The organism is Actinoplanes utahensis (assembly GCF_016862455.1).
In the GTDB taxonomy this organism is placed as follows: Bacteria; Actinomycetota; Actinomycetes; order Mycobacteriales; family Micromonosporaceae; genus Actinoplanes; species Actinoplanes utahensis.
On the sequence record NZ_BOMZ01000016.1, the window covers coordinates 1 to 25,321 of the forward strand.

The following is a 25,321-nucleotide window of genomic DNA, read 5'->3' on the forward strand; positions in this document are numbered from 1 at the left end:
ATCACTGAAAGACCCGGCATCCCTGAAGGGTCCGGTATGGCCGAAGGGGTCGGCATCGCTGGAGGAGCCGGCATCGCTGATGGAACCGGCATAGCCGGAGGGGTCGGCGTCGCTGGAGGCGCGGGCCTTGCTGGTAGCTCCGGGGATGCGGGGGGTGCTGGGAGCGGGTGGGTACGGCGCGACGGAGGTCGCGGGCACGGTGGGGTCTGACGCGGTGGTGGTGCGGGGCATGGTGAGGGTGCCGGTCAGGCGGTCCCAGTCGCGGGTGAGGACGAGGTGGTGGCCGCGTACGTCAGTGGCCTCGATGTGGATGCCGCGTGGCAGGCGGGGGAGGACCGTGGTGACGAGGTGCTCGGCGGGGCGGAGGACCGGATGGTCGGTGCGGGTCATGCTGCCGCCCGGCCAGTCGTCCAGTAGGCGTACGTCGGCGCGGGGTTGTGGGGTGCGGGACCAGTCGTCGATCGGCAGGCGCATGACCTTGCCGGTGGCTTCCTCGAAGGTCTTCAGGGTTTCGCCGGGGCGGATCTCGCTGCGGTGCACGGCGGCGGCTCGAACGGTGACCTCGCGGAGATCAGGGCGGCGCCGGAAACCGTCGGAGGGCGGGAACAGGACGACACGATCCAGGGCGAACCCGTCGACGCTCAGGGGCATCAGGTGCACCGAGCCGCCGGGTAGGGGTGGGGCCTTGTCGGTGGCGTCCAGCAGGGCGGCAGCGACGTCCTCGCGGTAGGTGCCGTTCGCGGCCCGGAGCAGGGTGAGCCGTCCGTCGCGGATGCGGAAGACCGTGGTGAGTGGTTCCCGGCCGCCGATCCGGATTCGGGTCAGGTACACGTCGTGGCGGCCCACTCGGGCGGCGACCGGATCGGTCACCTGCACCTGCCGGATCGCGTCCAGGATCTCGTCGTCGGTCATGCCCACCTCCGTCAGCAGCCCCGACATCTGATCAGACCCACTTCGCAAACCGCCACCCCGGTGCGGAACCAGCGGTGACCACCGCCTACGGCGTACGGGAGGGTTCCGCAGTGGCGATTGCTTGCGGGGCGTTGGCGATGAGCCCGGAGGTGGGTGCCGGTCGGAGGCGGCGCGACCGCTGGCCGGAAGGGAGCGGTGCTGGAGCGGACCGCTCGTTGTGGGGTGCCCGAAGGGAGAGCGGTGCTGGTGGGAGGTGCCGGCGACGGCTGGTTGTGGGGGCCCCGGAGGGGGTGGCGGTACTGGTGGGAGGCGTCAGCGACCGCTGGTGGTGGGGTGTCCCGGAGGGGGTGGCGGTGCTGGGAGGCGGCGGCGACCGCTGGCTGCGGAGTGGCTGATCGGTGGAGCGATCGGCAGCGACCGTCCTGCAGGGTGGCGGCTGTGAAGGAGGGGTAGCGGTGACCATCGCATTCGGCCCGGTGGTCGCGAGGAGGCCGGTAGTGGGCAGCGTCTCGCGGGGAGAAGACGGGGCGGCCGGGCTCGGCGGGGGAGAGCTACGGCGTACCGAAAAGCGATCTTGATCTTGAGAGAGGGCCGGCCTCAAGGCGGGTGTGGCGGAAAGGGGCAGGCCCGGCACGTGGTGCGACGTGCCGGGCCCGGGAGAGTGGGAGATCAGCTGAGGCGTTCGATGATCAGGGCCATGCCCTGGCCGCCGCCGACGCACATGGTCTCCAGGCCGATGGACTTGTCGTGCCAGTCCAGCGAGTTCAGCAGGGTGCCGGTGATGCGGGCGCCGGTCATGCCGAAGGGGTGGCCGACGGCGATGGCGCCACCGTTGACGTTGAGCTTCTCCAGGGGGATGCCGAGGTCCTTGTAGGACGGGATCACCTGGGCGGCGAACGCCTCGTTGATCTCGACCAGGTCGACGTCGTCGATGCTCATGCCGGCGCGCTTGAGGGCCTGCTTGGACGCCTCGACCGGGCCCAGGCCCATGATCTCCGGCGACAGGGCGGTGACGCCGGTGGAGACGATCCGGGCGAGCGGGGTGATGCCGAGCTCGCGGGCCTTCGTGTCGCTCATGACGACCAGGGCGGCGGCGCCGTCGTTGAGCGGGCAGCAGTTGCCGGCGGTGACCCGGCCGTCCTCCCGGAAGACCGGCTTGAGCTGGGAGACCGCGTCGATGGTGACGCCGGCGCGGGGGCCGTCGTCCTTCGACACCACGGTGCCGTCGGGCAGGGTGATCGGGGTGATCTCCCGCTCCCAGAAGCCGTTGGCGATGGCCTTCTCGGCGAGGTTCTGGCTGCGGACGCCGAACTCGTCCATCTCCGCGCGGGAGACGTTCTTGATCTGGGCGAGGTTCTCCGCGGTGTAGCCCATCCCGATGTAGATGTCCGGGAGCAGGCCGTCCTGACGCGGGTCGTGCCAGGTGGTGCCGTTCTTCGCGGAGATCTGGGTGCGGGCCTGGGCCTCGTCGAAGGCGGGGTTGGTCCACGGCCCGCCGACCAGTTCCTGGGCAGCCGAGGGCAGGCCGTCGGAGGAACCGCGAGCGAAGCGGGAGACGGTCTCCACACCGGCGGAGATGAAGATGTCGCCCTCGCCGGCCTTGATGGCGTGGAACGCCATCCGGGTGGTCTGCAGCGAGGACGAGCAGTAGCGGGTGACGGTGGCGCCGGGCAGGCCGTCCAGGCCGAGCTTGGTGGCGACCACGCGGGCCATGTTGAAGCCCTGTTCGCCGCCGGGCAGGCCGCAGCCGAGGTAGAGGTCCTCGACGAGGGTGCGGTCGAGCTGCGGCACCTTGGACAGGGCGGCGTCGACGATCGTGGTGGCGAGATCGTCGGGGCGCAGATCCTTCAGTGAGCCCTTGTGGGCGCGGCCGATGGGGGAGCGGGCAGTGGCGACGATGACAGCTTCCGGCATGACCCCAGTTTACTCATCGGTAACATGGTCGGAAGCGCGAATTTGTCACACCCAGTGAAAAAACCTCAGACCCCGGTCATGGCGGCTTTCGCGACCGCCGGATAGAGGGCGTGGGCCCACACCCGATAGCCGTCGGCGGAGGGGTGGAAGCCGTCGTAGCACAGCGTCCCCGCGTCGGCGCGGAACACCGCGCCCGTCTCGGCGGCCAGATCGACCACCACCCCGCCCGCGTCGGTGACCGCCCTGGCCTGCGCCCGCGCCATCCGGCGGCCGACCAGCCCGGCGATCTGCCGCAGCGGCGGCGCCATCGAGCGGGAGGCACCCAGGTCGGGGCAGGTGCCGACGACCACCTGGACGCCTGCCGAACGGAGACGCCGGACGGCCTGGGCGAGCTGGTCGGCGGCGTCCTCCGGGGCCCGCCCGGAAGCCGCGTCGTAGGCGCCGATCAGGATCACCGCCACGTCCGGCCGGTCGCCCAGCAGCGCCCGGGCGACCTGGGTGGCGAGGTCGCTGGACCGCGAACCGGCCACCCCGACGCTGGAGAGCAGCACGTGCCGCTTGCCGGTCTCGGTGCCGCCGTCGGCCAGCAGCCGGGCGAGCTGGCCGCCGACCGTGTCGGACAGCCACTCCACGCCCACGCCGACCGCGGCCGAGTCGCCGAGCAGCACCAGGCGCAGGGGCGGGGCGTTCTGCGGGCCCATCGAGGTGCGCAGGGCGAGACCCATGGTGGGTTTCGCATAACGGCGCGCCTTGGCGGCGAGCAGCTCACCGGTGATCAGGGCGACACCGCCCACCACACCGGCCAGCAGGCTCGTGGCCGCGGCCCTGCTCAGTCGATCCGGCAGCCCAGCCATGTCCCGCCTCCCTGCGTCAGCCGACCTGATGATCCTCTGGGGTATACCCTACGGCCCCACCGGCGGTGTCACCGCTGGGAACGGGGGCGGCGGCCGCCGGCCGGAACCAGCGGTAGCGCCGCATCCGCGCCCACGGGCCGGCCGGGGCGACCTCGGTGCCCGGGGCGCGGACCGCCTCGTCGGCCGCCTCGGGCAGGGTGCGGACGTCCTCGGCCACCGGCAGGGTGACGCGGTCGTCCGTGCCGAGCACGGCCATCACGGTCGGCATCATCACGGATACCGCCCTGGCGTACCCCTCGGCGGACGGGTGGAAACGATCGGCGCTGTACATCCGCACCGGATCGGCCTCGAACATCGCGCCGAGCAGACTGCCCAGCGACACCGTACGCCCGCCGGCCTCGACCACCGCGACGGTTTGTGCGGCGGCCAGCTGCCGGCTCCAGCGCCGGGCCAGCCAGCGCAGCGGCGGCTTGATCGGCTTGATCGCGCCCAGGTCGGGGCAGGTGCCGACGACCACCCGGCACCCGGCGGCGCGCAGCCGGCGCACCGCGTCACCGAGGTGACGGACGGCGGCGGGGCGGGCCGAGACGTGCGTGACGTCGTTGCCCCCGATCAGGATGATCGCGAGATCCGGTTCGTACTCCAGGGCGGCGTCCACCTGGTACGGCAGGCCGGCGGAGACGCAGCCGACCACGGCCAGCCGGTGCAGACGGACCGGGCGGCGCATCCGGCGCGAGATGCCGGTGGCGAAGAGCGCGCCGGGTGTCTCGCGAGGGCGGTGCACACCGTAACCCGCGGCCGACGAGTCGCCCAGGATCACCAGCTCGAGGGGTTTCCCACCGAACTTGGCGCCGTAGACGCCGTCGCCGCGCGGCGGCGGGGCCTCGGCCATCGGGATCACCCGGCGTGCCTCGGCGGCCTGTCGCATCAACAGCCCGGCGGACAGCGCCGTCAACCCCGCGGTTGCCCCGGCGACCCGTCCGGCGGTCTTGATCCACCGCCAGTGGGTACTCGGTACATCGATGGTGCTCATAAGTGCTCCCTCGCTGTCGCTCGAAGGGAACCATCCGGCTCGCCCATGATCGGCGGGTGGGGTCGGAATTCGAGGCTAACTCGCGATGGCGAGAGGCAATCATGGCGCGCCCAGGTCATGCTTGAGTAGCGGAAAGGGGAACAGAGATGGCCAAAACGTTGAAACGTGCGGCGGCGATGACAGCGCTGGCCCGAGCGCTGACGGCAGGAAACCGGGGTGGGCCGTCGTTGGCCCAGCGGCTCGGTGCGCTGCCCCGGATGGTCCTGGCGAGCATGCGCGGGCGCTACGACGGCGGTCTGCGTCTGGCCCTGATGGCCGCCGCGACCGCCTATGTGGTGACTCCGATCGACGCCGTTCCCGAGTTGCTCGTCGGGCCGCTCGGCCTGATCGACGACGCGGTCGCGGTGACCTGGCTGGCCGGCGCGATCCTCGCCGAGACCGAGCGGTTCCTGGACTGGGAACGGAGCGGGGCGGCTCTGGGCGTAAAGTGAGTCGTGCGCTATTACGACAACGTGGTCGAGATCATCGGCAACACCCCGCTGATCCGACTCAACAGCGTGACCGAAGGCATCAGTGCCACCGTGCTTGCCAAGGTCGAGTACATGAACCCTGGCGGCTCGGTCAAGGACCGGATCGCGCTGCGGATGGTGGAGGACGCCGAGAAGGCGGGCCTCCTCAAACCCGGCGGCACGATCGTCGAGCCGACCAGCGGCAACACCGGCGTCGGCCTGGCCCTGGTGGCCCAGCGGCGCGGTTACAAGTGCGTCTTCGTGTGCCCCGACAAGGTCAGCGAGGACAAGCAGAACGTGCTCCGGGCGTACGGCGCGGAGGTGGTGGTCTGCCCGACCGCCGTCGCCCCGGAGGACCCACGCTCCTACTACAACGTCTCCGACCAGCTCACCCGGGACATTCCCGGGGCCTGGAAACCCGACCAGTACAGCAACCCGGCCAACCCGCGCTCGCACTACGAGCAGACCGGTCCGGAGCTCTGGGAACAGACCGCCGGGAAGATCACCCACTTCGTCGCGGGCGTCGGCACCGGTGGCACCATCACCGGTGCCGGGCGCTATCTGAAAGAACAGGGCGACGTGCGGGTGATCGGCGCCGACCCGGAAGGCTCCGTCTACTCCGGCGGAACCGGGCGGCCCTACCTGGTCGAGGGCGTCGGCGAGGACTTCTGGCCGACCGCCTACGACCGCTCGGTCACCGACGAGGTGATCAAAGTGAGCGACTCCGACTCCTTCGAGATGACCCGCCGCCTGGCCCGCGAAGAGGGCCTGCTGGTCGGCGGCTCGTGCGGGATGGCCGTGGTGGCCGCGCTCGAGGTGGCCCGCAAGGCCGGCCCCGACGACGTGGTCGTGGTGCTGCTGCCGGACGGCGGCCGTGGCTACCTCTCGAAGATCTTCAACGACAAATGGATGGCGCGGTACGGGTTCCTGCGTACCCAGGAGGGCACCCCCACGGTGGCCGACGCCCTGGCCGGCAAGGCCTCCGAGATCCCGCCGCTGATCCACGTGCACCCGACCGAGACGGTGCGCGACGCCATCGACTACATGCGGGAGTACGGCGTCAGCCAGCTCCCGGTGCTCAAGGCCGAGCCCCCGGTCGTCACCGGTGAGGTGGCCGGCTCCATCTCGGAGAAGGCGCTGCTGGACGCGCTCTTCACCGGTCAGGCCCACCTGCACGACACCATCGAGCGGCACATGAGCGACCCGCTGCCGATGATCGGCGGCGGCGAGCCGGTGGCCGAGGCGGTCGCCCTGCTGGAGAAGGGCGACGCCGCCATGGTCCTCGTCGACGGCAAGCCCGCCGGCGTCCTGACCAGGCAGGACCTGCTGGCGCACTTGAGCTGACCGGCTTCGCTTCGCTCCGCGGCAAAATGCCTGGTAACCGGTGTCGAGGCGGGCGATTTTCCGCCACCCAGAAAACCCGCTGGGCGTCGGAAAATCACTCGCCTCGACACCGGCGGCATTTTGCGGGCAGTTCTGTGGCCAGGGGCGCACTGGGAAACAGGGGGCGTGGTTGGCAGGTCCTGTTTGGGGGTTGGTTCATGGATCGTCACGGATAGTTGTCGCAGTCGCACAGACAGTCCGACCGGGGGATGGCCCGCTGCGGTTGTATGTGTCGTGACGGAGCTATGAGCCACTCCCGGACGAAGGGGTAGGGAATGGTCGACGTCGACGAGGCGGCGCCCGCCGACATCGTGGACCGCCTGCTGTGGCGGGACGCGCAGCAGATGCTCGGCCGCCATGCGGCGGCCGGCCCGGACGGTGACTGCGTCTGGTGCGGATGGCGCTGGCCGTGTTCGGCCCGCCGCCTGGCCGAGCGTGCCGACGCTGTCGCCCGCCGGCCCTGGCGCGAGGCGTGGACGCTGCGGCACGACATCAACAGCATGCGTGAACTGCCCGGCCGCCGTGCCGGGACGGAGGAGATCGGGAACCGGTACGCCGCCGGCCCGTACCACCGCAACGACGACCACCGGAGGTACCAGGCCTGACTCGAGACCCCGACGTCGCCGACAATGCTTGACCGTCCCCCGGCAAGTACGGCTTCCCGGCCCGGCCGACGTCGCTCAGCGGTGACACCGGTGCGCCCCGCCAGCGTCCCGGTATCCCGCGCCCAGACCCGCCCTTGAACCCGGATCCCAGATCGGCACGCCTCCGCTGATCGAGCGCCTCCGGCCAGGCGCATCCGGCTCGGGCGGGGCGGTGGGCGGGAACACGCGATCACAGGTTCCCCCGCATTCACTCGGTCGCGTGTTCCCGCCCCACCAGCAGGGTCACGGAACGCCCGTCGCACCCCACCGCGACGGGCGTTCGGTGTGCCCGGGGTCGAATCCGGCCGGCTCTCACCGCTGTCTCAACCGTGCCGAGACAGCCGCCACGGCCAGCGAGGGCGAATCCGGCCGGCTCTCACGGCTGTCTCGTGGGTGCCGAGACAGCCGCCACGGCCAGCCGGGGGTAGGAGTAGCGCAGCTGGCGGAGAGGCCGGTCGTTGATCGCCTCGACGCGGGAGGCGCCGTCCGCCGTCCAGCCGCCCTTCTCGTAGAAGCGCCGGGCGACCGGATTGTCCGCCAGCACCCACAGCACCGCCCGGTCCGCCCCGAAACCGGCCAGCTGCCGCAGCGCCTCGACCATCAACGGGCGGCCGATCCCGGTGCCGACCCGCTCCGGCGCGACGTGGATCGCGTACAGCTCCGCGGCCCCCGGCGTCTCGCTCGGCCCGACGTAGGTGAACCCGGCCAGTTCGCCGCCGACCTCGGCGACGGTCATCCGATGAGTGTCCTTCTCCCACCGCCACCGCTCCACCCACCAGGCGCTGAGCGCCTCCGGGCCGCGGGCCGCGAAGGACTCCGCCGGAAGCAGATGGGCGTAGGCGGCGGCCCGCGAGCGGTGATGCAGCACGCCGACCGAGGCCAGCTCGTCGTCGCGCACCGGGCGCAGCAGAACGGTCATGAAGCGACGCTAGCCACGGCCCTCCGGAGGTGTGCAGGCCGGGCGCGCTGACCGGCCGAACCTCACACGCCGGAGGTCCTCCGCGGCGGCACCGGCACCCGCATCAGGTCCTCCGCGACCACGATCGGGCCGTCGAACTCCTTGCGGGCTTCCTCCAGGAAACGGTCCGAGTCCGGATAGCGTTGCGAGAAGTGCGTCAAAACCAGCTTTTGTACGCCACAAGCGCGCGCCACCGCACCCGCCTGCCCCGCCGTCAGGTGCCCGACCTGGGCCGCCATCTCCGCGTCCTCGGCCAGGAACGTCGACTCGATCACCAGCATGTCGACGCCGTCGGCCAGCTGGTAGACGCTGTCGCACAGGCCGGTGTCCATCACGAACGCGAAACTCTGCCCGGGACGGGCCGTGCTGACCTGGTCGAGGGTGACGTCGCCGAGCCGGCCGGTGCGCTGCAACTCGCCGATCGCCGGGCCGCGGATGCCGTGGTCGGCCAGCAGGGCCGGGACCATCCGCCGCGAGTCCGGTTCGGTGAGGCGGTACCCGTACGTCTCGATGGGGTGTCGCAAGGGAAGAGCGGTGAGGCGCCCGGCGGACGTCTCCACCGCGAATCCGGCGCCCACCGGCCCCGGCACGATCTCCGCGTTGTCCCAGTAGCTGGTGGCGTGCCGCAGCCGGTCGAAGAACTCCTGGCCGCCGCCGGGGTAGTGGACGGTCACCGGATGCGGCACCCGGTCCAGCGAGATCCGCTGCAGGATGCCGGGCAGGCCGAGACTGTGGTCGCCGTGGAAGTGGGTGATGCAGATCCGTCTGAGCGGGGTCACCGGGGCGCCGGCCAGCAACATCTGGCGCTGGGTGCCCTCACCCGGGTCGAAGAGGATCACCTCGTCGTCCCAGCGCAGGAGGTAGCCGTTGTGGTTGCGGTGCCGGGTCGGGACCTGGCTCGCCGTGCCGAGAACCACCAACTCGCGCATCGCCCGCACCCCCCGTGGACATGAAGCGACCCCTGGGGACTTCCTCGCCGAACGCTCATCGCGCGCGAACGAGGTCCGGTCGGACAAGGCCGGATCCCCAGGGGTCGGGTGGCTGTCTGGTATTCGCCGCGACCGCTGCCACACGGTCTCGACGGTCTTCGAGAACTGTCGTCAGGCGGATCGCCCGGCGACAGACAACCAAAGCTGTCGAGGACAGCGGCTAGCGGACAGCCACCTCACGAGTCCCAGTGCTACACAACTTTGGACCACCTCCCTTCACGTGTACGGCCACGTTATCCAGCCGAGGGAGTCTCCGCCAACGAATTTGAATCACTACAGACGCGGGAATACCTGAGGGGAGGCCTCGGTGTTCTCGACCACCAGCGAGGCGGGCCCGACGATCAGCGGGTCGGGGGTGCCGATGATCTCCGCGTCCTTGCCCTCGTACTTGAAGCGGTGCAGCACATGCCGCATCGCCGCCAGCCGGGCCCGCTTCTTGTCGTTGCTCTTCACCACCGTCCACGGCGCGTCCGCGGTGTCGGTGTAGAAGAACATCGCCTCCTTCGCCTCGGTGTAGTCGTCCCACTTGTCCAGCGAGGCCAGGTCCATCGGCGACAGCTTCCACTGCCGGACCGGGTCCACCTGGCGGATCGCGAATCGGGTCCGCTGCTCCCCCTTGGTCACCGAGAACCAGAACTTGACCAGGTGGATGCCGGAACGCACCAGCATCCGCTCCAGCTCCGGGGTCTGGCGCAGGAACTCCAGGTACTCCTTGCGGTCGCAGAAACCCATCACGCGCTCCACACCGGCCCGGTTGTACCAGGACCGGTCGAAGAGCACGATCTCACCGGCAGCCGGCAGATGCTTGATGAACCGCTGGTAGTACCACTGGGTGCTCTCCCGCTGGTTCGGCTTCTCCAGAGCCACGACGCGGGCGCCACGCGGGTTCAGATGCTCCATGAACCGCTTGATCGTGCCGCCCTTGCCGGCCGCGTCCCGCCCCTCGAAGAGGATCAGCAGCCGCTCGCCGGACTCCTTGCACCAGTTCTGCAGCTTCAGCAGCTCGATCTGGAGCAGGCGCTTGTCGTGGTCGTACTCGGCACGGGAAAGCCGCTCCTCGTACGGGTAGTCCTCGCGCCAGGTGTCCACCGGCTCACCGTCGGCGTTCAGCAGGCGCGGGTCATCGTCCTCGTCGTCGATGACGCGGTAGCCGGACAGCTCGACGATCGGCCCCTCATAGGGGTGGGTGGTCGCACGGTCTTGCTCGGATTGCATGACTCGATTCATACCCGGGAACGCCAAGACCACAACCGGCTAGATCAGAACAGTCGCCGAACTTTTCGGCGGCGGGCCCACCGCGCCAGTTTCGGCACCTCGGCCAGCGCCTCCCGGCCCACCTGCTCCTGCCTGCCGTAGAGCACGCCGAAATGGAAACTGTCCGCGCCCAGCTCGCGCAACACCGACCGGGCGACGTTGGAGTCCTGGTAGGCGCCCAGCCCGTCCTGCAGCCCGGTCAGTGCCTTCACCAGCTCTTTCGCGGGTTTGCCATGGTCCGGGGCGATCAGCTCGACGGCGTACCGCGCCTGCTTGAAGCCCTTCCGCGACTCGTGGATGTCCTCCTCGACGCCACTGGCCAGGGCGGCGTCCAGGCGCACGTCGGCCTTGGCCAGCACCTTGCGCGCCCGTTTCACCGGGTCCGGCGTGTCCAGGCGGTCCCGGTCGACCAGCTCGTCCACCCGGTCCAGCAGGTCCAGGTAGCGGTCGGAGTCGAGGGCCTCGGCCAGCTCCGTGCGGCCCGTCTCGATCCGGTGCTCCAGATGCGCCCGGACCCGCTGCTCGGCCGCGGCGAACTCCGGTCCCGCCGCCTCGACCAGGGCCAGCAGCTTCTCCTCCAGCACCTGCGGGTCGCGGACCGCGCCGAGCACACCGGCCAGCCAGCGCAGCTCGTCACGCAGATCGGATTCGCCGAAGGAGCGCCGGTACGTCTTCAGGGTGCTGCGCAGGCGGCGGGTGGCGACCCGCATCTGATGCACCGAACGAGGCTCGCCGCGGCGGGCGCCCGGGTCGTGCTCGATGATGGCGTCGCGCTGCTCACGGGCGTACCGCAAGACGGGGTTGATCCGGCCCTTGGTCTTCTTGCCCCGGCTGGCCTCGGCCAACCGGCCGGCCAGCGCCCGCGACACCTTCGACGGGCCCTGCGCCGGGCGGGCGCCGGCGTCGAACAGCCGCCGCTCCACCGCGTCGAGCACCGCCGGATCGCCGTCGACCAGCTCGACCTCGATCTCCTGCCAGGCGCTCTCGTCACCGTCGGACTCGGCGCGGACCTGATCCTGCGCGACAAGCGCCAGGGTCCGGCCGTCGGCGTCCCTCAGCGGCGTCTCCACCCGGTGCGTGCGCAGCCGGGCGACCGGGCCCAGCGGATGCCGCCGGACGATCGCCCGGACCAGACGGGTCAGCTCCTCGGGCACCGACTCGCTGTCGCCGTTCAGCCGGTGTTCGGTGCGGCCCGAGCCGTCGCCTGGCGTCTTCAGATGCCAGCCGGCATCGTGGCCGCCGCCGCGCTTGCGAAGAGTCCGGCGATTTCTCATCAAGAGCAGGTCGTCGGTGTCGAAGTAGGTGGCGTCGAGATCATGGGTCTCGGCGCCGTCGACGCCGGCGACCTCGCCGGCACCGATCAGGTCAGGAAGCTCGAACGTCTCGGGGACGTCGTATTTGCGCTCGGTCTCGGTGGCGATCTCCACCTGTCCATGGTGCCTGGCGTCACGGCACATGCACAGCGGTGTCTCAGGTTCCCCTGGCATCGTGGTGGCCCGGCCCGGTTAGGAGCATTCGCATGGAGAAGGCAGAACGCCGTCCGATCCCTCTCACCGCCTCACTCGCCGGTCTGCGCCTCATGGGCGCGGGCGCGGTCCTCGGCCTCGCGCTCGCCGTCCCGGCGTCACCGGTTCAAGCCGACCCGCCCCGGCCGCCGGCCGCCGCCCAGGACACCGCGGCGGACGACGGCCCCGAGACGTGAGAGCTCACTAGAACCGCGCGTCCTGCTGGGCGTGCAGATAATGAGCGCGGGCGTAATTCGCGGCGGCCGCGTTGTAATACATGGTGGCCAGGCCGACGTGGAAAGTGTTGTTGGTGATCGCGTTCTTCGCGGTGGCCGACGCGGACCAGCGGATCTCGGCATCGGTCTTGCCGATGCCGCGGCGTTCACAGCGCAGCCGGTTCATCTCCTTGCCGGTCCGCCAGGCCTCCATCGCCTTCTCGGCCTCGCGCATCATCGCGCGGGCCTGCTGGATCAGGGACTCGGCGAGGTCCCAGGCGGCGCGTTCCTCATGGGTGTGATAGCTGAGCGACATCGTGCACCTCCCGCTGCGTTCCAGATCGAGTCTGTGCGCAGTTTCGGTGCAAGTCGAACTTTTTCGATCGCCAGCGTGAAATCCGGCCCGTCCCCCTTGCCGATCACCGATTCCCCTGCTCAACCCGGCGGCCAGGGTCAGTCATCGGCCAGAAGGAGCGCTGATTGTCGGAGGCTCTTCACCGCGAGGCCGCGCTCGGTTTGGCGTACCGGCGCATCTGAGGCCACCTCCTCCACTCCATCGTCACACGGGACGGGCTCCGAAGCGGCGCCCGTCCCGTGCTGTCGTGTCAGCTGGTGCGGGCCACGCCGATCGGGCAGGTCATGCCGTTGGGGCCGTGGTTGCAGTAGCCGCCGGGGTTCTTGTCCAGGTACTGCTGGTGGTGGTCCTCGGCGTAGTAGTAGGCGGTGAGCGGCTTGATCTCGGTGGTGATCGTGCCGTGGCCGGCGGCCGTGACCACCGGCTGGAAGGCGTCGCGCGAGGCGAGTGCCGTCGTCGCCTGGGCGTCCGTGGTCGTGTAGATCGCGGACCGGTACTGCGTGCCCACGTCGTTGCCCTGCCGCATGCCCTGGGTGGGGTCGTGGTTCTCCCAGAACGCCTTCAGCAGGTCCTCGTAACTGATCTTGGCGGGGTCGTAGACGACCTGGACCACCTCGGTGTGCCCGGTCGTGCCGAAGCAGGTCTCCTCGTAGGTCGGGTTCTTCGTGAAACCGCCCGCGTAGCCGGCCGACGTCGAGTAGACACCCGGCAGCTGCCAGAAGATGCGCTCGGCGCCCCAGAAACAGCCCATCCCGAAGACCGCGACCTCGAGGCCGGCCGGCCACGGGCCCTTCAGCGGGGTGCCGAGCACGGTGTGGGTGTCGGCCACCCACAGCTCGGTGTCCCGGCCGGGCAGCGCGGTCTCGGCGGTGGGCATGTCGAGCTTCTTGTACCGCAGGAACACGGTCACTCCCTTCGTCCGGTGTCTGTAACGCTGAGGCGCAGGTATTCCTTACCAATGGTCTCGGCGAACGACGCGGCCTCGTCGTCGCTGTCGTACTTGTGGCGGGGCCAGAAGAAGCCGCGCAGGCCGTCGCCCTTGGTGCGGGGCACGACGTGGGTGTGCAGGTGCGGCACCGACTGGGAGACGATGTTGTTCATCGCCACGAAGGTGCCCTGCGCTTGCAGGGCCGCGGGCACGGCGGCGCTGAGCAGCTGAACGAAACGGAAATATCCCTCTAGAAGGCTCGGGTCCAGCGAGGGCAGCGTGACGACGTGCGGGCGCGGGATCACCAGCACGTGCCCCTTGAACACCGGACGGATGTCGAGGAAGGCGAGCCCGGCCGGGTCGGACGCGACCAGGAACGCCGGAACGGAACCCGAAACGATGCCGCAGAACACGCAGTCCGCCATCAGGTGAGACTAGCCTTGCGCAACATGACGGCTAACAGCTACGGGTTCGACACCCTCGCCATCCACGCCGGCCAGGAGCCGGACCCGCGGACCGGCGCGGTGGTGCCGCCCATCTATCAGACGAGCACCTACGCCCAGGACGCCGTCGGCGCCCCCCGCCTGGGTTACGAGTACAGCCGCTCCGGCAACCCCACCCGGGACTCGCTGCAGGAGTGCCTGGCGGCGATCGAGGGCGGGCAGCGCGGGCTGGCCTTCGCCAGCGGTCTGGCAGCCGAGGACACCCTTCTGCGTACGGTGTGCCGGCCCGGTGACCACGTGGTCATCCCGAACGACGCGTACGGCGGCACCTACCGCCTGTTCAGCAAGGTCGCCGAGCGCTGGGGCGTGGACTGGACCGCCGTCCCGCTGGACGACATCGACTCGGTGCGGGCCGCGTTCCGGCCCGGGCACACCCGGCTGATCTGGTCCGAGACGCCGACCAACCCGCTGCTCAACGTCAACGACATCGCGCTGCTGGCCGGTCTCGCCCACGAGTACGACGCGATGCTCGCGGTGGACAACACCTTCGCGTCCCCGTACCTCCAGCAGCCGTTGACCCTCGGCGCGGACGTCGTGATCCATTCCACGACCAAGTACCTGGGCGGGCACTCCGACGTGGTCGGGGGCGCGCTGGTCACCGCGGACGCCGGGCTCGGCGACGAGCTGGCGTTCCACCAGAACGCGATGGGCGGGGTGAACGGTCCCTTCGACGCGTGGCTGACCCTGCGGGGCATCAAGACCCTGGGTGTACGGATGGACCGGCACTGCGACAACGCCGAGCGGATCGTCGGCTACCTGCGCGAGCATCCGGCCGTGGCGAGCGTGCTCTACCCCGGCCTGGACACCCACCCCGGTCACGAGGTGGCGGCCAAGCAGATGAGCCGGTTCGGCGGCATGGTCTCGTTCCGCGCGGCCGGTGGGCCGGAAGCGGCTGTCGCCGTCTGCAACCGGGCCAAGCTGTTCGTGCTCGCCGAGTCGCTGGGCGGCGTCGAGTCGCTGATCGAGCACCCGGGCCAGATGACACATCTGTCGGCTGCGGGCTCAGCGCTTGAGGTTCCCGCCGATCTCGTGAGACTGTCTGTCGGCATCGAAACCGTTGACGATCTGCTCGCCGACCTGGAGCAGGCGCTCGGTTAAAGACCGACGCTGGAGAAACTGCGCGATGGACACGACGACCTGGGTGGGAGCCACCGCCAAACAGATCGCCCGCGCGGTGCGCCGCGGCGACACCAACGCGACCCAGGTCGTCGCCGACCATCTGGAACAGATCGCCATCTCCGACCCGGCGCTCGGCGCGTTCCGGGTGATCCGGGGCGGGGAGGCGATCACCGAGGCGGAGAAGGTCGACGACCAGGAGGACCTGGCGAACCTTCCGCTGGCCGGGGTTCCGGTGGCGGTGAAGGAGAACACGCCGGTGGCCGGTCTGCCGACGTGGCACGGGTCGGCCGCCGCGCGGACCGCCGAGGTCGCCGAGGAGGACCACGAAGTGGTCCGTCGCCTGCGTGGCGCGGGCGCCGTCGTGGTCGGTGTCACCCGGATGCCGGAGATGGGCCTCTGGGCGGTCACCGACGACGAGACCGGCCCGGTCCGCAACCCGTGGGATCTGCAGCGGACCCCGGGCGGATCGTCCGGGGGTTCCGCGGCGGCGGTGGCGGCCGGGCTCGTGCCGCTCGCACAGGGCAACGACGGGCTCGGCTCGATCCGGATCCCGGCGGCCTGCTGCGGCCTGGTCGGGCTCAAGCCGGGCAAGGGCGTGGTCCCGGTCGACTTCGGTGACAAGGACTGGTTCGGCCTGGTGGAGAACGGCATGCTGGCCACCACGGTCGCCGACGCCGCCCTCGGCTTCTCGGTGCTCGCCGGGCAGGCGCCGGTGAAACTGGTGGAGCCGGCGAAACTGCGGATCGGCGTGTCCCTGCGATCCCCGGTCGCCGGCGTGAAACCCGACGAGCCCAACGCCACCGCCGTGGCGACGGCCTCGAAACTGCTCGTCGACGTCGGGCACGACACGGTCGGGGCGGACCCGTCGTACCCCGTCGGGGTGCAGCTGGGTGTGCTGGCGACCTGGTTCGCCGGCGCGTATGTGAACTCCGAAGGGCTGCGGCTGGACCGGCTGCAACCGCGTACCCGGCAGCACATCCGGCTCGGGAAGGCGGCGATGAAGGCCGGGCTGGTGCGGGAGAAACAGCGGGCGGTGTGGCGGGATCGGTCCATCCAGTTCTTCGCCGACCGGTCCATCGACCTGCTGCTGACGCCCGCGCTGGCCAGCGCCCCGCCGCTCGCCGAGCAGTACTCCGGGATCGGCTGGCGTCGAAACATGTCGGTCAACGCGGCGTACGCGCCCTACGGCGCCCCATGGAACTACGCCGGGCTGCCCGCGATCGTGGTGCCGGTCGGATTCCGCCCCGACGGCCTGCCGCTCGCCGTGCAGCTGGTCGGCCCGCCCGGCTCCGAGTTGCTGCTGCTCTCGGTGGCCGGCCAGTTCGAGGTTGCGAACCCCTGGCAGCGGCACGCCCTGGTCTAGGCTCGGACCACGTGCGGGTTCCGGGCGCTTCGGTGTGCCGGAAATCCACGGGCGAGTGGACCCCAGGAGTCCCGCCATGAGGCGATGGCACGATTGGTTCCCATGACCGCCTCGGGAACACCGCTCGACCTGCTCACCCTCGCTGACGTCGAGGCCGCCCGCGACCTGCTGACCGGGGTGGTCAAGCGGACGCCGCTGATCCCGTCCCGGCCGCTGAGCGAGATCACCGGGGTGCCGGTCTGGCTCAAGTGCGAGAACCAGCAGCGGGCCGGATCGTACAAGGTGCGGGGGGCGTACACCCGGATCGCCCGTCTGTCGGACGGCGAACGGGCCCGTGGCGTGGTCGCCGCGAGCGCCGGCAACCACGCGCAGGGCGTGGCGCTCGCGGCGGGACTGCTCGGCACCCGGGCCACCGTGTTCATGCCGGAGGGCGCGCCGCTGCCCAAGGTCACCGCGACCAAGGGGTACGGCGCGGCCGTCGAATACGCCGGGACCAGCGTGGACGACGCGCTGGAGGCGGCGCACGAGTTCGCCCGCTCGACCGGGGCGGTGCTGATCCACCCGTTCGACCACGCCGACGTGATCGCCGGACAGGGCACGGTGGCGCTGGAGATCCTCGAGCAGTGCCCGGAGACGGCGACGATCGTGACCGCGGTCGGCGGCGGCGGACTGGTCTCCGGCCTGGCGGTGGCGGCCAAGGCGCTGCGGCCGGACATCCGGGTCATCGGGGTGCAGGCGAGCGGGGCGGCGGCGTACCCGCCCTCGCTCGCCGCCGGTGCGCCACAGAAACTCGACGCCGGCGCCACGATCGCCGACGGCATCAACGTCCTGCGGCCCGGCGATCTCACCTTCGCGCACGTCGCGAAGCTGGTCGACGAGGTCGTCACGGTGCACGACGAGGATCTGTCGGCGGCTCTGCTGGTGCTGCTGGAACGACACAAGACGGTGGTCGAGCCGGCCGGCGCGGCGGCCGCGGCGGCGCTGCTGACCGGGGCGTACGTCCCACCGGGCGGGCCGGTGGTGGCGATCCTGTCCGGCGGCAACATCGACCCGATGCTGCTGCTGCGGGTGATCGAGCACGGGCTGGCGTCGGCGGGCCGGTTCCTGCGGCTGGCGGTGCGCTGCACGGACCGGCCGGGACAACTGGCCGGACTGGTCCGGCAGATCGCCGAGCACCGGGCCAACATCGTGGACGTGAACCACTCGCGGCAGAGCCCGCGGCTGAGTTTCGGCGAGGTGGAGGTGGCGCTCTCGGTCGAGACCCGTGGCCCGGCCCACTCGTCGGAGCTGATCAGCGCGCTGCGGGACGCCGGTTACCGGGTGTCGCTGCTGGCCGACTGGACACCGTGAACCATGCGCGAAGGCCCGCGGTGTGGTCACCGCGGGCCTTCCTGCGAAACCGGATCAGCCCTCGAACGGGCCGAACTCGACCACGGTGACCTTGATGTCGGCGCCGCTCGGGGCCGTGTAGGTCACGGTCTGGCCGGGGCGGGAGCCGAGGATGGCCTGGCCCAGCGCCGACTCGGGGCTGTAGACGGTGTGCTCGGTGGTGGAGGAGATCTCCCGCGAGCCGAGCAGGAACGTCTCGGTGTCGGTCTGGTCGTCGTCGAAGTAGATCGTCACGACCGACCCGGGGGTGACGGTGTCGCTCTTCTGGACCTCGCCGATCTCGGAGTTGCGCAGGAACTCCTTCAAGTACAGAATCCGGCCTTCCTGGCGGCTCTGCTCCTCGCGGGCGGCGTGGTAACCGCCGTTCTCCCGGAGGTCACCCTCCTCACGCCGGGCGTTGATCTCCGCCGCGACAGCCGGCCGGTTAGCGATCATCTCGTCGAGCTCGGCCTGCAGCCGGTCGTAAGCGTCCTGGGAGAGCCAGGTCTTAGGCGCCTCGGAACTGGACACGGTCGATCTCCTTGCTGGAACTGGGCATCGTCGCCATGTAGGCATTGTCGCCATGTAGGGGGCAAACATGCGTCCGTGAGACGGCATGCTGAACGCAGCGAATTACCAAGCTTACCAGCGGTAGGCAGGCCGCCCGGAAGGCGAAATGCCGTCGGATTCCGCCGGGTGAGGGTCAGGCGGCGGGCCGGCAACCCATCACGTCGCCGACCGACGCGCGCTTCTCGGTCGGCACCGACTCGCGCACCTCGACCGAGCCGCCGCCGTCCGGCGCCGGGACGGTCACCGGCTTGCGGCCGACCTCGAATCCGTCGTAGTCACGGGCCCGCGCCATGCACATGGCCGAGCCGCCGTCCGGCACCCGGACCCGGAACTCGATCACCATCTCGGCGTCCGAGCGCACGCTCCAGCCGATGATGTCGGCGGTGTAGTCGGTCTGCCCGTACTTCTGGTAGTACGCGAAAGTGAGGCCGCCCAGACCGAGGGCGAAGACCACGGTGGCGACGATCGGAAGCAGGCGGCGCCGCGCGCCCTCGCGTCGCCGGCCGTAGCGGCCCGGCGGGAAGACCGGCGTTGTGGCGTGCGTCTCGCTCACCTGTCGACCTCTCGTGCGTTTCTCGTCCATGGGATCGGCCAGAATGGCAGAGTTCCATCTTCGCAGCCGATCCCGGCCCGCTCACCGCAGGCCTGGTCGAGAGGATCCTGACAACACCATGGCTGAGCAGTTGCGTCTGATGACCGTGCACGCGCACCCGGACGACGAGTCGAGCAAGGGTGCCGCCACCATGGCGAAATACGTCGCCGAGGGTGTCAAGGTGCTGGTCGCGACCTGTACCGGCGGGGAGCGGGGCAGCGTCCTGAACCCCAAGATGGACCGGCCCGAGGTGCTTGCCGACATCACCAACATCCGCCGGGCCGAGATGGACCGGGCCCGCGAGATCCTCGGTGTCGACCAGGCCTGGCTCGGTTTCGTCGACTCCGGTCTGCCCGAAGGCGACCCGTTGCCCCCGCTGCCGGAGGGCTGTTTCGGTCTGCAGGACCCGGAGGAGGCGGCGAAACCGCTGATCAAGCTGATCCGGGAGTTCCGCCCACACGTCATGACCACCTATGACGAGAACGGCGGCTACCCGCATCCCGACCACATCATGTGCCACAAGGTGTCGGTGGCGGCGTTCGAGGCGGCCGGTGACCCGGAGCGGTACCCGGAGCTCGGCGAGCCCTGGCAGCCGCTGAAGCTGTACTACAACTCCGGCTGGACCAAGGCGCGGATGCTGGCGCTGCACGAGGGCATGCTCGCCGCGGGACTGGAGTCGCCGTACGCGGAGTGGCTGGAGAAGTGGTCGGACCGCGACGACCGGGGCGACAAGATCACCACCCGGATCGAGTGCGGGGAGTACTTCGAGGTGCGCGACGACGCCCTGCGCGCCCACGCCACCCAGGTCGACCCGGACGGGTTCTGGTTCCACATCCCGCTGGAGATGCAGCAGAAGGTGTGGCCGACCGAGGACTTCGAGCTCGCGCGCTCGCTCGTCGACAGCCCGGCGCCGGAGTCCGACCTGTTCGCGGGCATCCGGGAGAAGGTCGACGCCCACTGAGCAGTACGCTGAGGGCGTGGACGTTTTCGCGGTCAACAACTTCGGTGACACCCGATCGGGCGGCCTGGCCGGTCCGATGGGGCTGTTCCTCATCGTCCTCATGTGCGTGGCCACGGTCGCGCTGATCCGCAACATGAACAAACGCATTCGTCGGCTTCCCGACAGTTTCCCGGCTTCCGGGAAGCAGGATCGTGCGGCGGAGATCGCCGGATCCGGCGACTCCGCGCCCGGTTCCGGCGCCGCCGTCCCCGCCGATGTCGAGGCCGGTCGATCGGGTCCCTCCGCCGCGGCTGAGGAACCCGAGGTCGCGGGCGTGCGCGACGAGCAAAGTGGATCCGCGGCGAACGGCGGCGCGGAACGGTCGTGACGACCCGCGCCGCCCCGCCCGCCCGCCGGGTTTCCACCGGCCCGCGGCGAGTGCGTCCCGCCCGCCCCCGTCAAGCCCTGTTGCGTTCACCAGGATTGATTTAGCCTTCCGGCCGGGGACTGCACGGTCCCTGGACCCTGCGCGGAAGGGGGCGCCGACATGACCAACGTCAGGCGCCGACTCGCCGAGACCGATCTGCACGTGCATCCGCCCGTGCCGTTCCGGGTGACGTCGTGAGCTCCCCAGCGCGCTCCTGGACCGACCTGATCAGCCACCCCCGGCCGGTGCGGATCCTCACCGCCGTCGTCGTGACCGCCGCCGCCGCGGCCGTCGTCCTCGGCGCCCTCCAGCCCGTCCCGCTCGCCGCCGGCCGCCCGCTCGCACCGGTCGACGGAGTCTGCGTCGCGGGCGTCCTCGCCGCCATCGCGCAGCTGGCCGGCCTCCGGTTCCGCCTCGGCCCCGACGCCGTGTCGGTCAGCTGGGCCGAAGCGGCGGTCGTGGTCGGCTTCGTGGTCGCCCCGGCCGGCTGGCTGCCCGCCGCCACCCTGGCCGGCACCGGCGCCGCCTGGCTGCTGCTCGCCTGGTTCACCGGCCTGCGCAACGTCGCCGAGATCGTGCACCTGGTCGCCTCGATGACGCTCGGCGTCGCCGGGGCCGCCCTGGTCACCGGGCTGTTGGCCGGTGACGTGCCGGTGCACAGCGCCCGGCTCCCGCTGGCCCTGGCGGCCGGCGCCGGCACCTACCTGAGCATCACGTTCGGCCTGGTCGTGCTCACCCTGGTGCTGCACCGGGACGCCCAGCCCGGCCAGATCGCCACCCGCGTCCTCTACGCCAAACTGCCGATGTCGGTCGGCAACGTGATCGTCGGCATCCTCGCCGTCTACGCGCTGATCCGGGAACCGCTCTGGCTGCTGGCATTCGGGCCGGTCCTGTGGCTGCTGCACCGCACCTACCGGTTCCACCTGCGCGCCGCCGAGGAACGCCGGATGTGGGAGGCCTTCGCCGCCGCCACGGCACGGCTGCCCGGCGCCAGCGAGGCCGAGGTGGCCCGGGCCGGGCTGCGCGGCGCCCTGGACGTCTTCGGCGCCCGCCGCGCCGAACTGGAGGTCCGCACCGGCCGCGGCAACCGCCGGTACGCCCAGGACGGCCCCGGCCTGGAAGGCGTCGCCGGCACCCGCTCCGGCCCGGCGATCACCCGCAGCATGGTGGTCGGCGGCCGGGAGGTCGGCGAACTCACCGTCTGGCTCGGCGACCCCGGCCTGCCGGCGCCGCGCGACGAAGCGGCCATCGCCGCGTTCGGCGAGGCGCTCGCCGGGGCCCTGCACGACGCGGCCGCCCACCAGCGGATCGTCGAACTGGACAGCCGTGCCGCCGACGAACGGGTCCGCGACCCGCTCACCGGCCTGCTCAACCGGCCGGCGCTGGCCGGCGTCGGCGACCCGCTGCTGCGCTCACTCGACCGGGACCGGCCGGTGGCCCTGCTGCTGCTCGACATCGTCGGCTTCCGGGAGATCAACAGCACCGTCGGACTGGGCGGTGGCGACGAGGTGCTCCGGCTGATCGGGAGCCGCCTGACCGGACTGGCGCGGGACGGTGAACTGATCGCGCGCACCGGGGACGACGAGTTCGGGCTGCTGTCCCCGGTCGCGCCGATCTCCGACTCGGCGTGGCCGCACGGCCACCCCCGTGCCCTGCCGCAGGCCCTGCGCCGGGCCCGTGAACTCGTCGAACAGTTGCGGCTGCCGATCGAGGTGGCCGGGGTTCGGCTCTCCGTCGAAGTGACCGTCGGGGCGGCGGTGGCCAGGGCCGGCGAGTCCGAGGTGGGCGAGCTGCTGCGCCGGGCCTCGATCGCCGTCGGGCGGGCCAGGGAACTGGGCACCACCGTCGGGACGTACGACAGCGGTCAGGACGCCAGCAGCACCGACCGGCTGGCCCTGCTCGCCGACCTTCAGGACGCGTTCGCCGCCGACGACCAGATCATCCTGCACCTGCAGCCCGCGGTCGACCTGGTCACCTCCGAACCGACCGGGGTGGAGGCGCTGGTCCGCTGGCGGCACCCGCGGCGCGGGCACCTGTCGCCGGCCGAGTTCCTGCCCGCGGTCGAACGCAGCGAACTGCTCATCCCGTTCACCCGGCGGGTGCTCGACCTGGCCCTGGCCTCGGCGGCGGACTGGACCGCGGCCGGGATCGACGTGCCGGTCTCGGTCAACGTGTCGGCGCGCAGCCTCACCGACCCCACCTTCCCGGCACAGGTCACCGAGGCGTTGCGCCGGCATCGTACGCCCGCCTCGCGCCTGGTCCTGGAGATCACCGAATCGGTGGCGGTCAGCGAGCAGGACATCGTCGACGAGGTGCTGGCCCGGCTCCGGGCGTCCGGCGTGCAGGTGTCGCTCGACGACTTCGGCACCGGGTTCTCCTCCCTGGCCTCGGTCACCCGGATGCCGGTCGACGAGATCAAGATCGACCGGTCGTTCGTGGACGAGATGATCGACTCGGCAGCGGCCGGCGCGGTGGTCCGGGGCGCGGTCGAACTCGGCGCCCGGCTCGGCGTGCGGGTGGTGGCCGAGGGCATCGAGACGATCGAGCAGCGGGCCGCCCTGATCGCGCTGGGCTGCCCGTCCGCGCAGGGCTACCACTTCTGCAAGCCGATGCCCGCCGACAAGATCGTGCAGGCGCTGCTCCAGTTGGCCCGCTCCACTCCGGCCAACGTCACCCGGCTGCGGGCCGACGGCGCGTCCTGACCCCGGTGAACCGTGGGCGCTTCCGGGGAATCGTCGGACCCTCGTGAGATGGTGTCGGCATGGGCAATCGTCTCGCCGATGCGACCTCGCCGTACCTTCAGCAGCACCGGGACAATCCCGTCGACTGGTGGCCGTGGTCGGCCGAGGCGTTCGCGGAGGCGCGCCGCCGGGACGTCCCTGTTCTGATCTCCGTCGGGTACTCGGCCTGCCACTGGTGTCATGTGATGGCGCATGAGTCCTTCGAGGATGCCGGGATCGCCGCGCAGCTCAATGCGGACTTCGTGGCGATCAAGGTGGATCGGGAGGAGTGGCCCGACGTCGACGCCGTCTACATGACCGCCACCCAGGCGATGACCGGGCAGGGCGGCTGGCCGATGACCGTCTTCGCCACGCCGGACGGTGAGCCGTTCTTCTGTGGCACCTATTTTCCGAGGGACGCCTTCGCCCGGCTGCTGACCTCGGTCACGACCGCATGGCGTGATCAGCGGGACGAGGTGATCACGCAGGGGGCGGCGGTGGTTCAGGCGGTCGGTGGCGCCCAGTCGACCGGTGGGCCGACCACGCCGATCACCGCTGAGCTGCTCGCCTCCGCGGCCTCCGGCCTTCTCGAAGACCAGGACGAGAGGTACGGGGGGTTCGGCGGCGCCCCGAAATTCCCCCCGCACATGAACCTGCTGTTCCTGATGCGGCACCACGAACGGACCGGGTCCGCCGAGGCGCTGGAGGCGGTTCGGCACGCCGCTGAGCAGATGGCCCGGGGCGGCATCTACGACCAGCTCGCCGGTGGGTTCGCGCGCTATGCGGTGGATGCCCGGTGGGTCGTGCCGCACTTCGAGAAGATGCTGTACGACAACGCGCTGCTGCTGCGGGTCTACACCCAGCTGTGGCGGCTCACCGGCGACGCCTATGCCCGCCGGATCGCCGACGAGACCGCCGCCTTCCTGCTCCACGACCTGGGGACCGCGTCGGGCGGGCTGGCGTCGGCGCTGGACGCCGACACCGACGGCGTCGAAGGGCTGACCTATGCGTGGACGCCCGCCGAGCTGACCGCGGCGCTCGGAGACGAGGACGGGGCATGGGCCGCCGACCTGTTCCGGGTCACGCCGGCCGGCACGTTCGAGCACGGCAGGAGCGTCCTGGTGCTGGCCCGCGACATCGACGAGGCCGATCCGGCGCTGGTGGACCGCTGGCGCGATGTGCGGCGGCGTCTGCTGGCAGCCCGCGGCGAGCGCCCGCAGCCGGCCCGCGACGACAAGGTGGTCGCCGCGTGGAACGGGCTGGCGATCACCGCCCTTACCGAACACGCCCTGATCACCGCGTCCAGCGTCGCCCTCGGCGATCAGGCGGGGGAGCCGGGCCTGTCCCCGGCGTCGGGCGTTCAGGCGGGGCCGCCTGGTCCGTCCGGGAGGTCCGTGCCGGCATCGGGCGTTCAGGCGGGGGAGCGGGATCCGTCCGGCGGGTCCGTGCCGGTGCCGGGCGTTACCTCTCGGGAGGCGGCGGTTCGGCTGGCCGAGGTGCTGGCGGAGCGGCATGTCGTCGACGGGCGGCTGCGGCGGGTCTCCCGGGACGGGGTGGTGGGGGAGCCGGCCGGGGTGCTGGAGGACTACGGGTGTGTGGCGGAGGCGTTCCTGGCCGTGCACCAGTTGACGGCCGAGCCGCGCTGGCTGGACCTGGCCCGGCGGCTGCTGGATGTGGCGCTGGCCCACTTCGGGACCGGTGACGGCGGGTTCTACGACACCGCCGACGACGCGGAGCGGCTTCTCACCCGGCCTGCCGACCCGACCGACAACGCCACACCGTCCGGGACGTCGGCGATCTGCGCGGCGCTCGTCACCTATGCCGCGCTGACCGGCGAGACCGCCTACCGGGAGGCGGCTGACGCGGCGCTGGCCACGCTCGGGCCGCTGATCGGTGGTCATCCACGGTTCGCCGGTTATGCCGCGACGGTCGCCGAGGCCGCGCTGACCGGGCCCTACGAGATCGCGGTGGCCACCTCGGACCCGGCGGATCCGCTGGCGGCGGCGGCCGGCCGGCACGCTCCCGGCGGTTCGGTGATGGTTGCCGGCGAGCCGAACCGTCCCGGCGTGCCGCTGCTGGCCGACCGTCCACTGCTCAACGGCGAGCCGACCGCTTATGTGTGCCGCGGCTTCGTCTGTGACCGCCCGGTCACCACACCGGCCGACCTCCGGGACATCTTCACGCGACGGTGAGGCGGCGCCGGAACGCGCTTCCGCCAGTTGTGGAGCCGGCGGGGTGTCCACCGTGGCGCGGTCGGGTCGCTCGT

General features: G+C 71.1%; 24 protein-coding genes. 11 read left to right on the top strand and 13 right to left on the bottom strand.

Annotated features, from left to right (window positions below):
• From Aut01nite_RS05030 to Aut01nite_RS05045, 4 genes are all read right to left on the bottom strand, one after another.
• Positions 1–912, bottom strand: a 912-nt coding sequence (locus Aut01nite_RS05030; RefSeq protein WP_204037442.1) for a hypothetical protein, incomplete at its 3' end; no start/stop codon positions are given.
• 669 nt (positions 913–1,581) lie between these two features.
• Positions 1,582–2,826: an acetyl-CoA C-acetyltransferase gene (locus Aut01nite_RS05035; RefSeq protein ID WP_043522113.1), complete on the bottom strand. Its 1,245-nt coding sequence runs from the start codon at positions 2,824–2,826 to the stop codon at positions 1,582–1,584.
• 65 nt (positions 2,827–2,891) lie between these two features.
• On the bottom strand, positions 2,892–3,680 hold the full coding sequence (locus tag Aut01nite_RS05040) for an SGNH/GDSL hydrolase family protein (RefSeq protein WP_043522109.1): 789 nt from the start codon (positions 3,678–3,680) through the stop codon (positions 2,892–2,894).
• Between the two features lie 16 nt (positions 3,681–3,696).
• Complete coding sequence (locus tag Aut01nite_RS05045) at positions 3,697–4,713, bottom strand: SGNH/GDSL hydrolase family protein (RefSeq protein WP_043522108.1); 1,017 nt, start codon at positions 4,711–4,713, stop codon at positions 3,697–3,699.
• Between the two features lie 146 nt (positions 4,714–4,859).
• On the opposite strand from Aut01nite_RS05045, the gene Aut01nite_RS05050 reads away from it, so the two are divergent.
• The 3 genes from Aut01nite_RS05050 (at position 4,860) to Aut01nite_RS05060 (ending at position 7,210) form a co-directional block, all read left to right on the top strand.
• Positions 4,860–5,204 carry a YkvA family protein gene (locus Aut01nite_RS05050; RefSeq protein WP_043522106.1) on the top strand — a complete coding sequence of 115 codons (345 nt, stop codon included), beginning with the start codon at positions 4,860–4,862 and terminating at the stop codon, positions 5,202–5,204.
• A gap of 3 nt (positions 5,205–5,207) precedes the next feature.
• Positions 5,208–6,566 (top strand): cystathionine beta-synthase, encoded by a 1,359-nt coding sequence (locus Aut01nite_RS05055; RefSeq protein WP_043522105.1) that lies wholly within the window; start codon positions 5,208–5,210, stop codon positions 6,564–6,566.
• A 314-nt stretch (positions 6,567–6,880) separates the two neighbouring features.
• Positions 6,881–7,210: a hypothetical protein gene (locus Aut01nite_RS05060; RefSeq protein ID WP_052163144.1), complete on the top strand. Its 330-nt coding sequence runs from the start codon at positions 6,881–6,883 to the stop codon at positions 7,208–7,210.
• Positions 7,211–7,625: 415 nt separating this feature from the next.
• Here Aut01nite_RS05060 and Aut01nite_RS05065 read toward each other — a convergent pair whose 3' ends face one another.
• The 4 genes from Aut01nite_RS05065 to Aut01nite_RS05080 all read right to left on the bottom strand — a co-directional run bounded on the left by Aut01nite_RS05065 (position 7,626) and on the right by Aut01nite_RS05080 (position 11,877).
• Positions 7,626–8,168: a GNAT family N-acetyltransferase gene (locus tag Aut01nite_RS05065; RefSeq protein WP_052163143.1), complete on the bottom strand. Its 543-nt coding sequence runs from the start codon at positions 8,166–8,168 to the stop codon at positions 7,626–7,628.
• A gap of 62 nt (positions 8,169–8,230) precedes the next feature.
• Complete coding sequence (locus Aut01nite_RS05070) at positions 8,231–9,136, bottom strand: ribonuclease Z (RefSeq protein ID WP_043522245.1); 906 nt, start codon at positions 9,134–9,136, stop codon at positions 8,231–8,233.
• A 333-nt stretch (positions 9,137–9,469) separates the two neighbouring features.
• The gene (gene ppk2, locus Aut01nite_RS05075; RefSeq protein WP_052163142.1) at positions 9,470–10,411 is read right to left on the bottom strand and encodes a polyphosphate kinase 2; all 942 of its coding nucleotides are present in this window, start codon (positions 10,409–10,411) and stop codon (positions 9,470–9,472) included.
• A 44-nt stretch (positions 10,412–10,455) separates the two neighbouring features.
• A complete protein-coding gene (locus Aut01nite_RS05080; protein ID WP_043522102.1) occupies positions 10,456–11,877 on the bottom strand; it encodes a CYTH and CHAD domain-containing protein in 1,422 nt (473 codons plus the stop codon).
• Positions 11,878–11,969: 92 nt separating this feature from the next.
• Between Aut01nite_RS05080 and Aut01nite_RS05085 the strand changes: the two genes are divergently transcribed.
• Positions 11,970–12,152 carry a hypothetical protein gene (locus Aut01nite_RS05085; RefSeq protein ID WP_043522100.1) on the top strand — a complete coding sequence of 61 codons (183 nt, stop codon included), beginning with the start codon at positions 11,970–11,972 and terminating at the stop codon, positions 12,150–12,152.
• A 7-nt stretch (positions 12,153–12,159) separates the two neighbouring features.
• Here Aut01nite_RS05085 and Aut01nite_RS05090 read toward each other — a convergent pair whose 3' ends face one another.
• The 3 genes from Aut01nite_RS05090 to Aut01nite_RS05100 all read right to left on the bottom strand — a co-directional run bounded on the left by Aut01nite_RS05090 (position 12,160) and on the right by Aut01nite_RS05100 (position 13,878).
• The gene (locus Aut01nite_RS05090; protein WP_043522099.1) at positions 12,160–12,486 is read right to left on the bottom strand and encodes a hypothetical protein; all 327 of its coding nucleotides are present in this window, start codon (positions 12,484–12,486) and stop codon (positions 12,160–12,162) included.
• Between the two features lie 289 nt (positions 12,487–12,775).
• Positions 12,776–13,429 carry a peptide-methionine (S)-S-oxide reductase MsrA gene (gene msrA, locus Aut01nite_RS05095; RefSeq protein ID WP_043522243.1) on the bottom strand — a complete coding sequence of 218 codons (654 nt, stop codon included), beginning with the start codon at positions 13,427–13,429 and terminating at the stop codon, positions 12,776–12,778.
• A gap of 2 nt (positions 13,430–13,431) precedes the next feature.
• The gene (locus Aut01nite_RS05100; RefSeq protein ID WP_043522097.1) at positions 13,432–13,878 is read right to left on the bottom strand and encodes an HIT family protein; all 447 of its coding nucleotides are present in this window, start codon (positions 13,876–13,878) and stop codon (positions 13,432–13,434) included.
• A gap of 24 nt (positions 13,879–13,902) precedes the next feature.
• Here Aut01nite_RS05100 and Aut01nite_RS05105 point away from each other — a divergent pair, with 24 nt between their 5' ends.
• From Aut01nite_RS05105 to ilvA, 3 genes are all read left to right on the top strand, one after another.
• The gene (locus tag Aut01nite_RS05105) at positions 13,903–15,054 is read left to right on the top strand and encodes a cystathionine gamma-synthase (RefSeq protein ID WP_043522095.1); all 1,152 of its coding nucleotides are present in this window, start codon (positions 13,903–13,905) and stop codon (positions 15,052–15,054) included.
• Positions 15,055–15,079: 25 nt separating this feature from the next.
• Positions 15,080–16,438, top strand: a complete 1,359-nt coding sequence (locus Aut01nite_RS05110) for an amidase (protein ID WP_043522094.1) — start codon at positions 15,080–15,082, stop codon at positions 16,436–16,438.
• Between the two features lie 102 nt (positions 16,439–16,540).
• Entirely contained in the window at positions 16,541–17,788 is a 1,248-nt protein-coding gene (gene ilvA / locus Aut01nite_RS05115) for a threonine ammonia-lyase (RefSeq protein WP_043522092.1), read from the top strand.
• A 54-nt stretch (positions 17,789–17,842) separates the two neighbouring features.
• On the opposite strand, the gene greA is transcribed toward ilvA, so the two are convergent.
• Both greA and Aut01nite_RS05125 read right to left on the bottom strand, forming a co-directional pair.
• Positions 17,843–18,337, bottom strand: coding sequence for a transcription elongation factor GreA (gene greA, locus Aut01nite_RS05120; protein ID WP_043522091.1), 495 nt, complete (start codon positions 18,335–18,337; stop codon positions 17,843–17,845).
• Positions 18,338–18,509: 172 nt separating this feature from the next.
• Complete coding sequence (locus tag Aut01nite_RS05125) at positions 18,510–18,929, bottom strand: DUF4307 domain-containing protein (protein WP_043522090.1); 420 nt, start codon at positions 18,927–18,929, stop codon at positions 18,510–18,512.
• Between the two features lie 118 nt (positions 18,930–19,047).
• On the opposite strand from Aut01nite_RS05125, the gene mca reads away from it, so the two are divergent.
• The 4 genes from mca to Aut01nite_RS05145 all read left to right on the top strand — a co-directional run bounded on the left by mca (position 19,048) and on the right by Aut01nite_RS05145 (position 25,247).
• Positions 19,048–19,929 (top strand): mycothiol conjugate amidase Mca, encoded by an 882-nt coding sequence (mca, locus tag Aut01nite_RS05130; RefSeq protein ID WP_043522089.1) that lies wholly within the window; start codon positions 19,048–19,050, stop codon positions 19,927–19,929.
• A 16-nt stretch (positions 19,930–19,945) separates the two neighbouring features.
• Positions 19,946–20,296: a hypothetical protein gene (locus Aut01nite_RS05135; protein ID WP_043522087.1), complete on the top strand. Its 351-nt coding sequence runs from the start codon at positions 19,946–19,948 to the stop codon at positions 20,294–20,296.
• 233 nt (positions 20,297–20,529) lie between these two features.
• Positions 20,530–23,037 (top strand): putative bifunctional diguanylate cyclase/phosphodiesterase, encoded by a 2,508-nt coding sequence (locus Aut01nite_RS05140; RefSeq protein WP_052163139.1) that lies wholly within the window; start codon positions 20,530–20,532, stop codon positions 23,035–23,037.
• Between the two features lie 59 nt (positions 23,038–23,096).
• On the top strand, positions 23,097–25,247 hold the full coding sequence (locus Aut01nite_RS05145) for a thioredoxin domain-containing protein (RefSeq protein ID WP_043522086.1): 2,151 nt from the start codon (positions 23,097–23,099) through the stop codon (positions 25,245–25,247).
• Positions 25,248–25,321: the final 74 nt, after the last annotated feature.

What these genes read in the sequence shown, in the direction of transcription:
- Aut01nite_RS05035 (WP_043522113.1), bottom strand. Translation starts at nt 2,826, where the DNA reads ATGCCGGAAGCTGTCATCGTCGCCACTGCCCGCTCCCCCATCGGCCGC.
- Aut01nite_RS05040 (WP_043522109.1), bottom strand. Translation starts at nt 3,680, where the DNA reads ATGGCTGGGCTGCCGGATCGACTGAGCAGGGCCGCGGCCACGAGCCTG.
- Aut01nite_RS05045 (WP_043522108.1), bottom strand. Translation starts at nt 4,713, where the DNA reads ATGAGCACCATCGATGTACCGAGTACCCACTGGCGGTGGATCAAGACC.
- Aut01nite_RS05050 (WP_043522106.1), top strand. Translation starts at nt 4,860, where the DNA reads ATGGCCAAAACGTTGAAACGTGCGGCGGCGATGACAGCGCTGGCCCGA.
- Aut01nite_RS05060 (WP_052163144.1), top strand. Translation starts at nt 6,881, where the DNA reads ATGGTCGACGTCGACGAGGCGGCGCCCGCCGACATCGTGGACCGCCTG.
- Aut01nite_RS05065 (WP_052163143.1), bottom strand. Translation starts at nt 8,168, where the DNA reads ATGACCGTTCTGCTGCGCCCGGTGCGCGACGACGAGCTGGCCTCGGTC.
- Aut01nite_RS05070 (WP_043522245.1), bottom strand. Translation starts at nt 9,136, where the DNA reads ATGCGCGAGTTGGTGGTTCTCGGCACGGCGAGCCAGGTCCCGACCCGG.
- ppk2 (WP_052163142.1), bottom strand. Translation starts at nt 10,411, where the DNA reads ATGCAATCCGAGCAAGACCGTGCGACCACCCACCCCTATGAGGGGCCG.
- Aut01nite_RS05085 (WP_043522100.1), top strand. Translation starts at nt 11,970, where the DNA reads ATGGAGAAGGCAGAACGCCGTCCGATCCCTCTCACCGCCTCACTCGCC.
- Aut01nite_RS05090 (WP_043522099.1), bottom strand. Translation starts at nt 12,486, where the DNA reads ATGTCGCTCAGCTATCACACCCATGAGGAACGCGCCGCCTGGGACCTC.
- Aut01nite_RS05100 (WP_043522097.1), bottom strand. Translation starts at nt 13,878, where the DNA reads ATGGCGGACTGCGTGTTCTGCGGCATCGTTTCGGGTTCCGTTCCGGCG.
- Aut01nite_RS05105 (WP_043522095.1), top strand. Translation starts at nt 13,903, where the DNA reads ATGACGGCTAACAGCTACGGGTTCGACACCCTCGCCATCCACGCCGGC.
- Aut01nite_RS05110 (WP_043522094.1), top strand. Translation starts at nt 15,080, where the DNA reads ATGGACACGACGACCTGGGTGGGAGCCACCGCCAAACAGATCGCCCGC.
- ilvA (WP_043522092.1), top strand. Translation starts at nt 16,541, where the DNA reads ATGACCGCCTCGGGAACACCGCTCGACCTGCTCACCCTCGCTGACGTC.
- mca (WP_043522089.1), top strand. Translation starts at nt 19,048, where the DNA reads ATGGCTGAGCAGTTGCGTCTGATGACCGTGCACGCGCACCCGGACGAC.
- Aut01nite_RS05145 (WP_043522086.1), top strand. Translation starts at nt 23,097, where the DNA reads ATGGGCAATCGTCTCGCCGATGCGACCTCGCCGTACCTTCAGCAGCAC.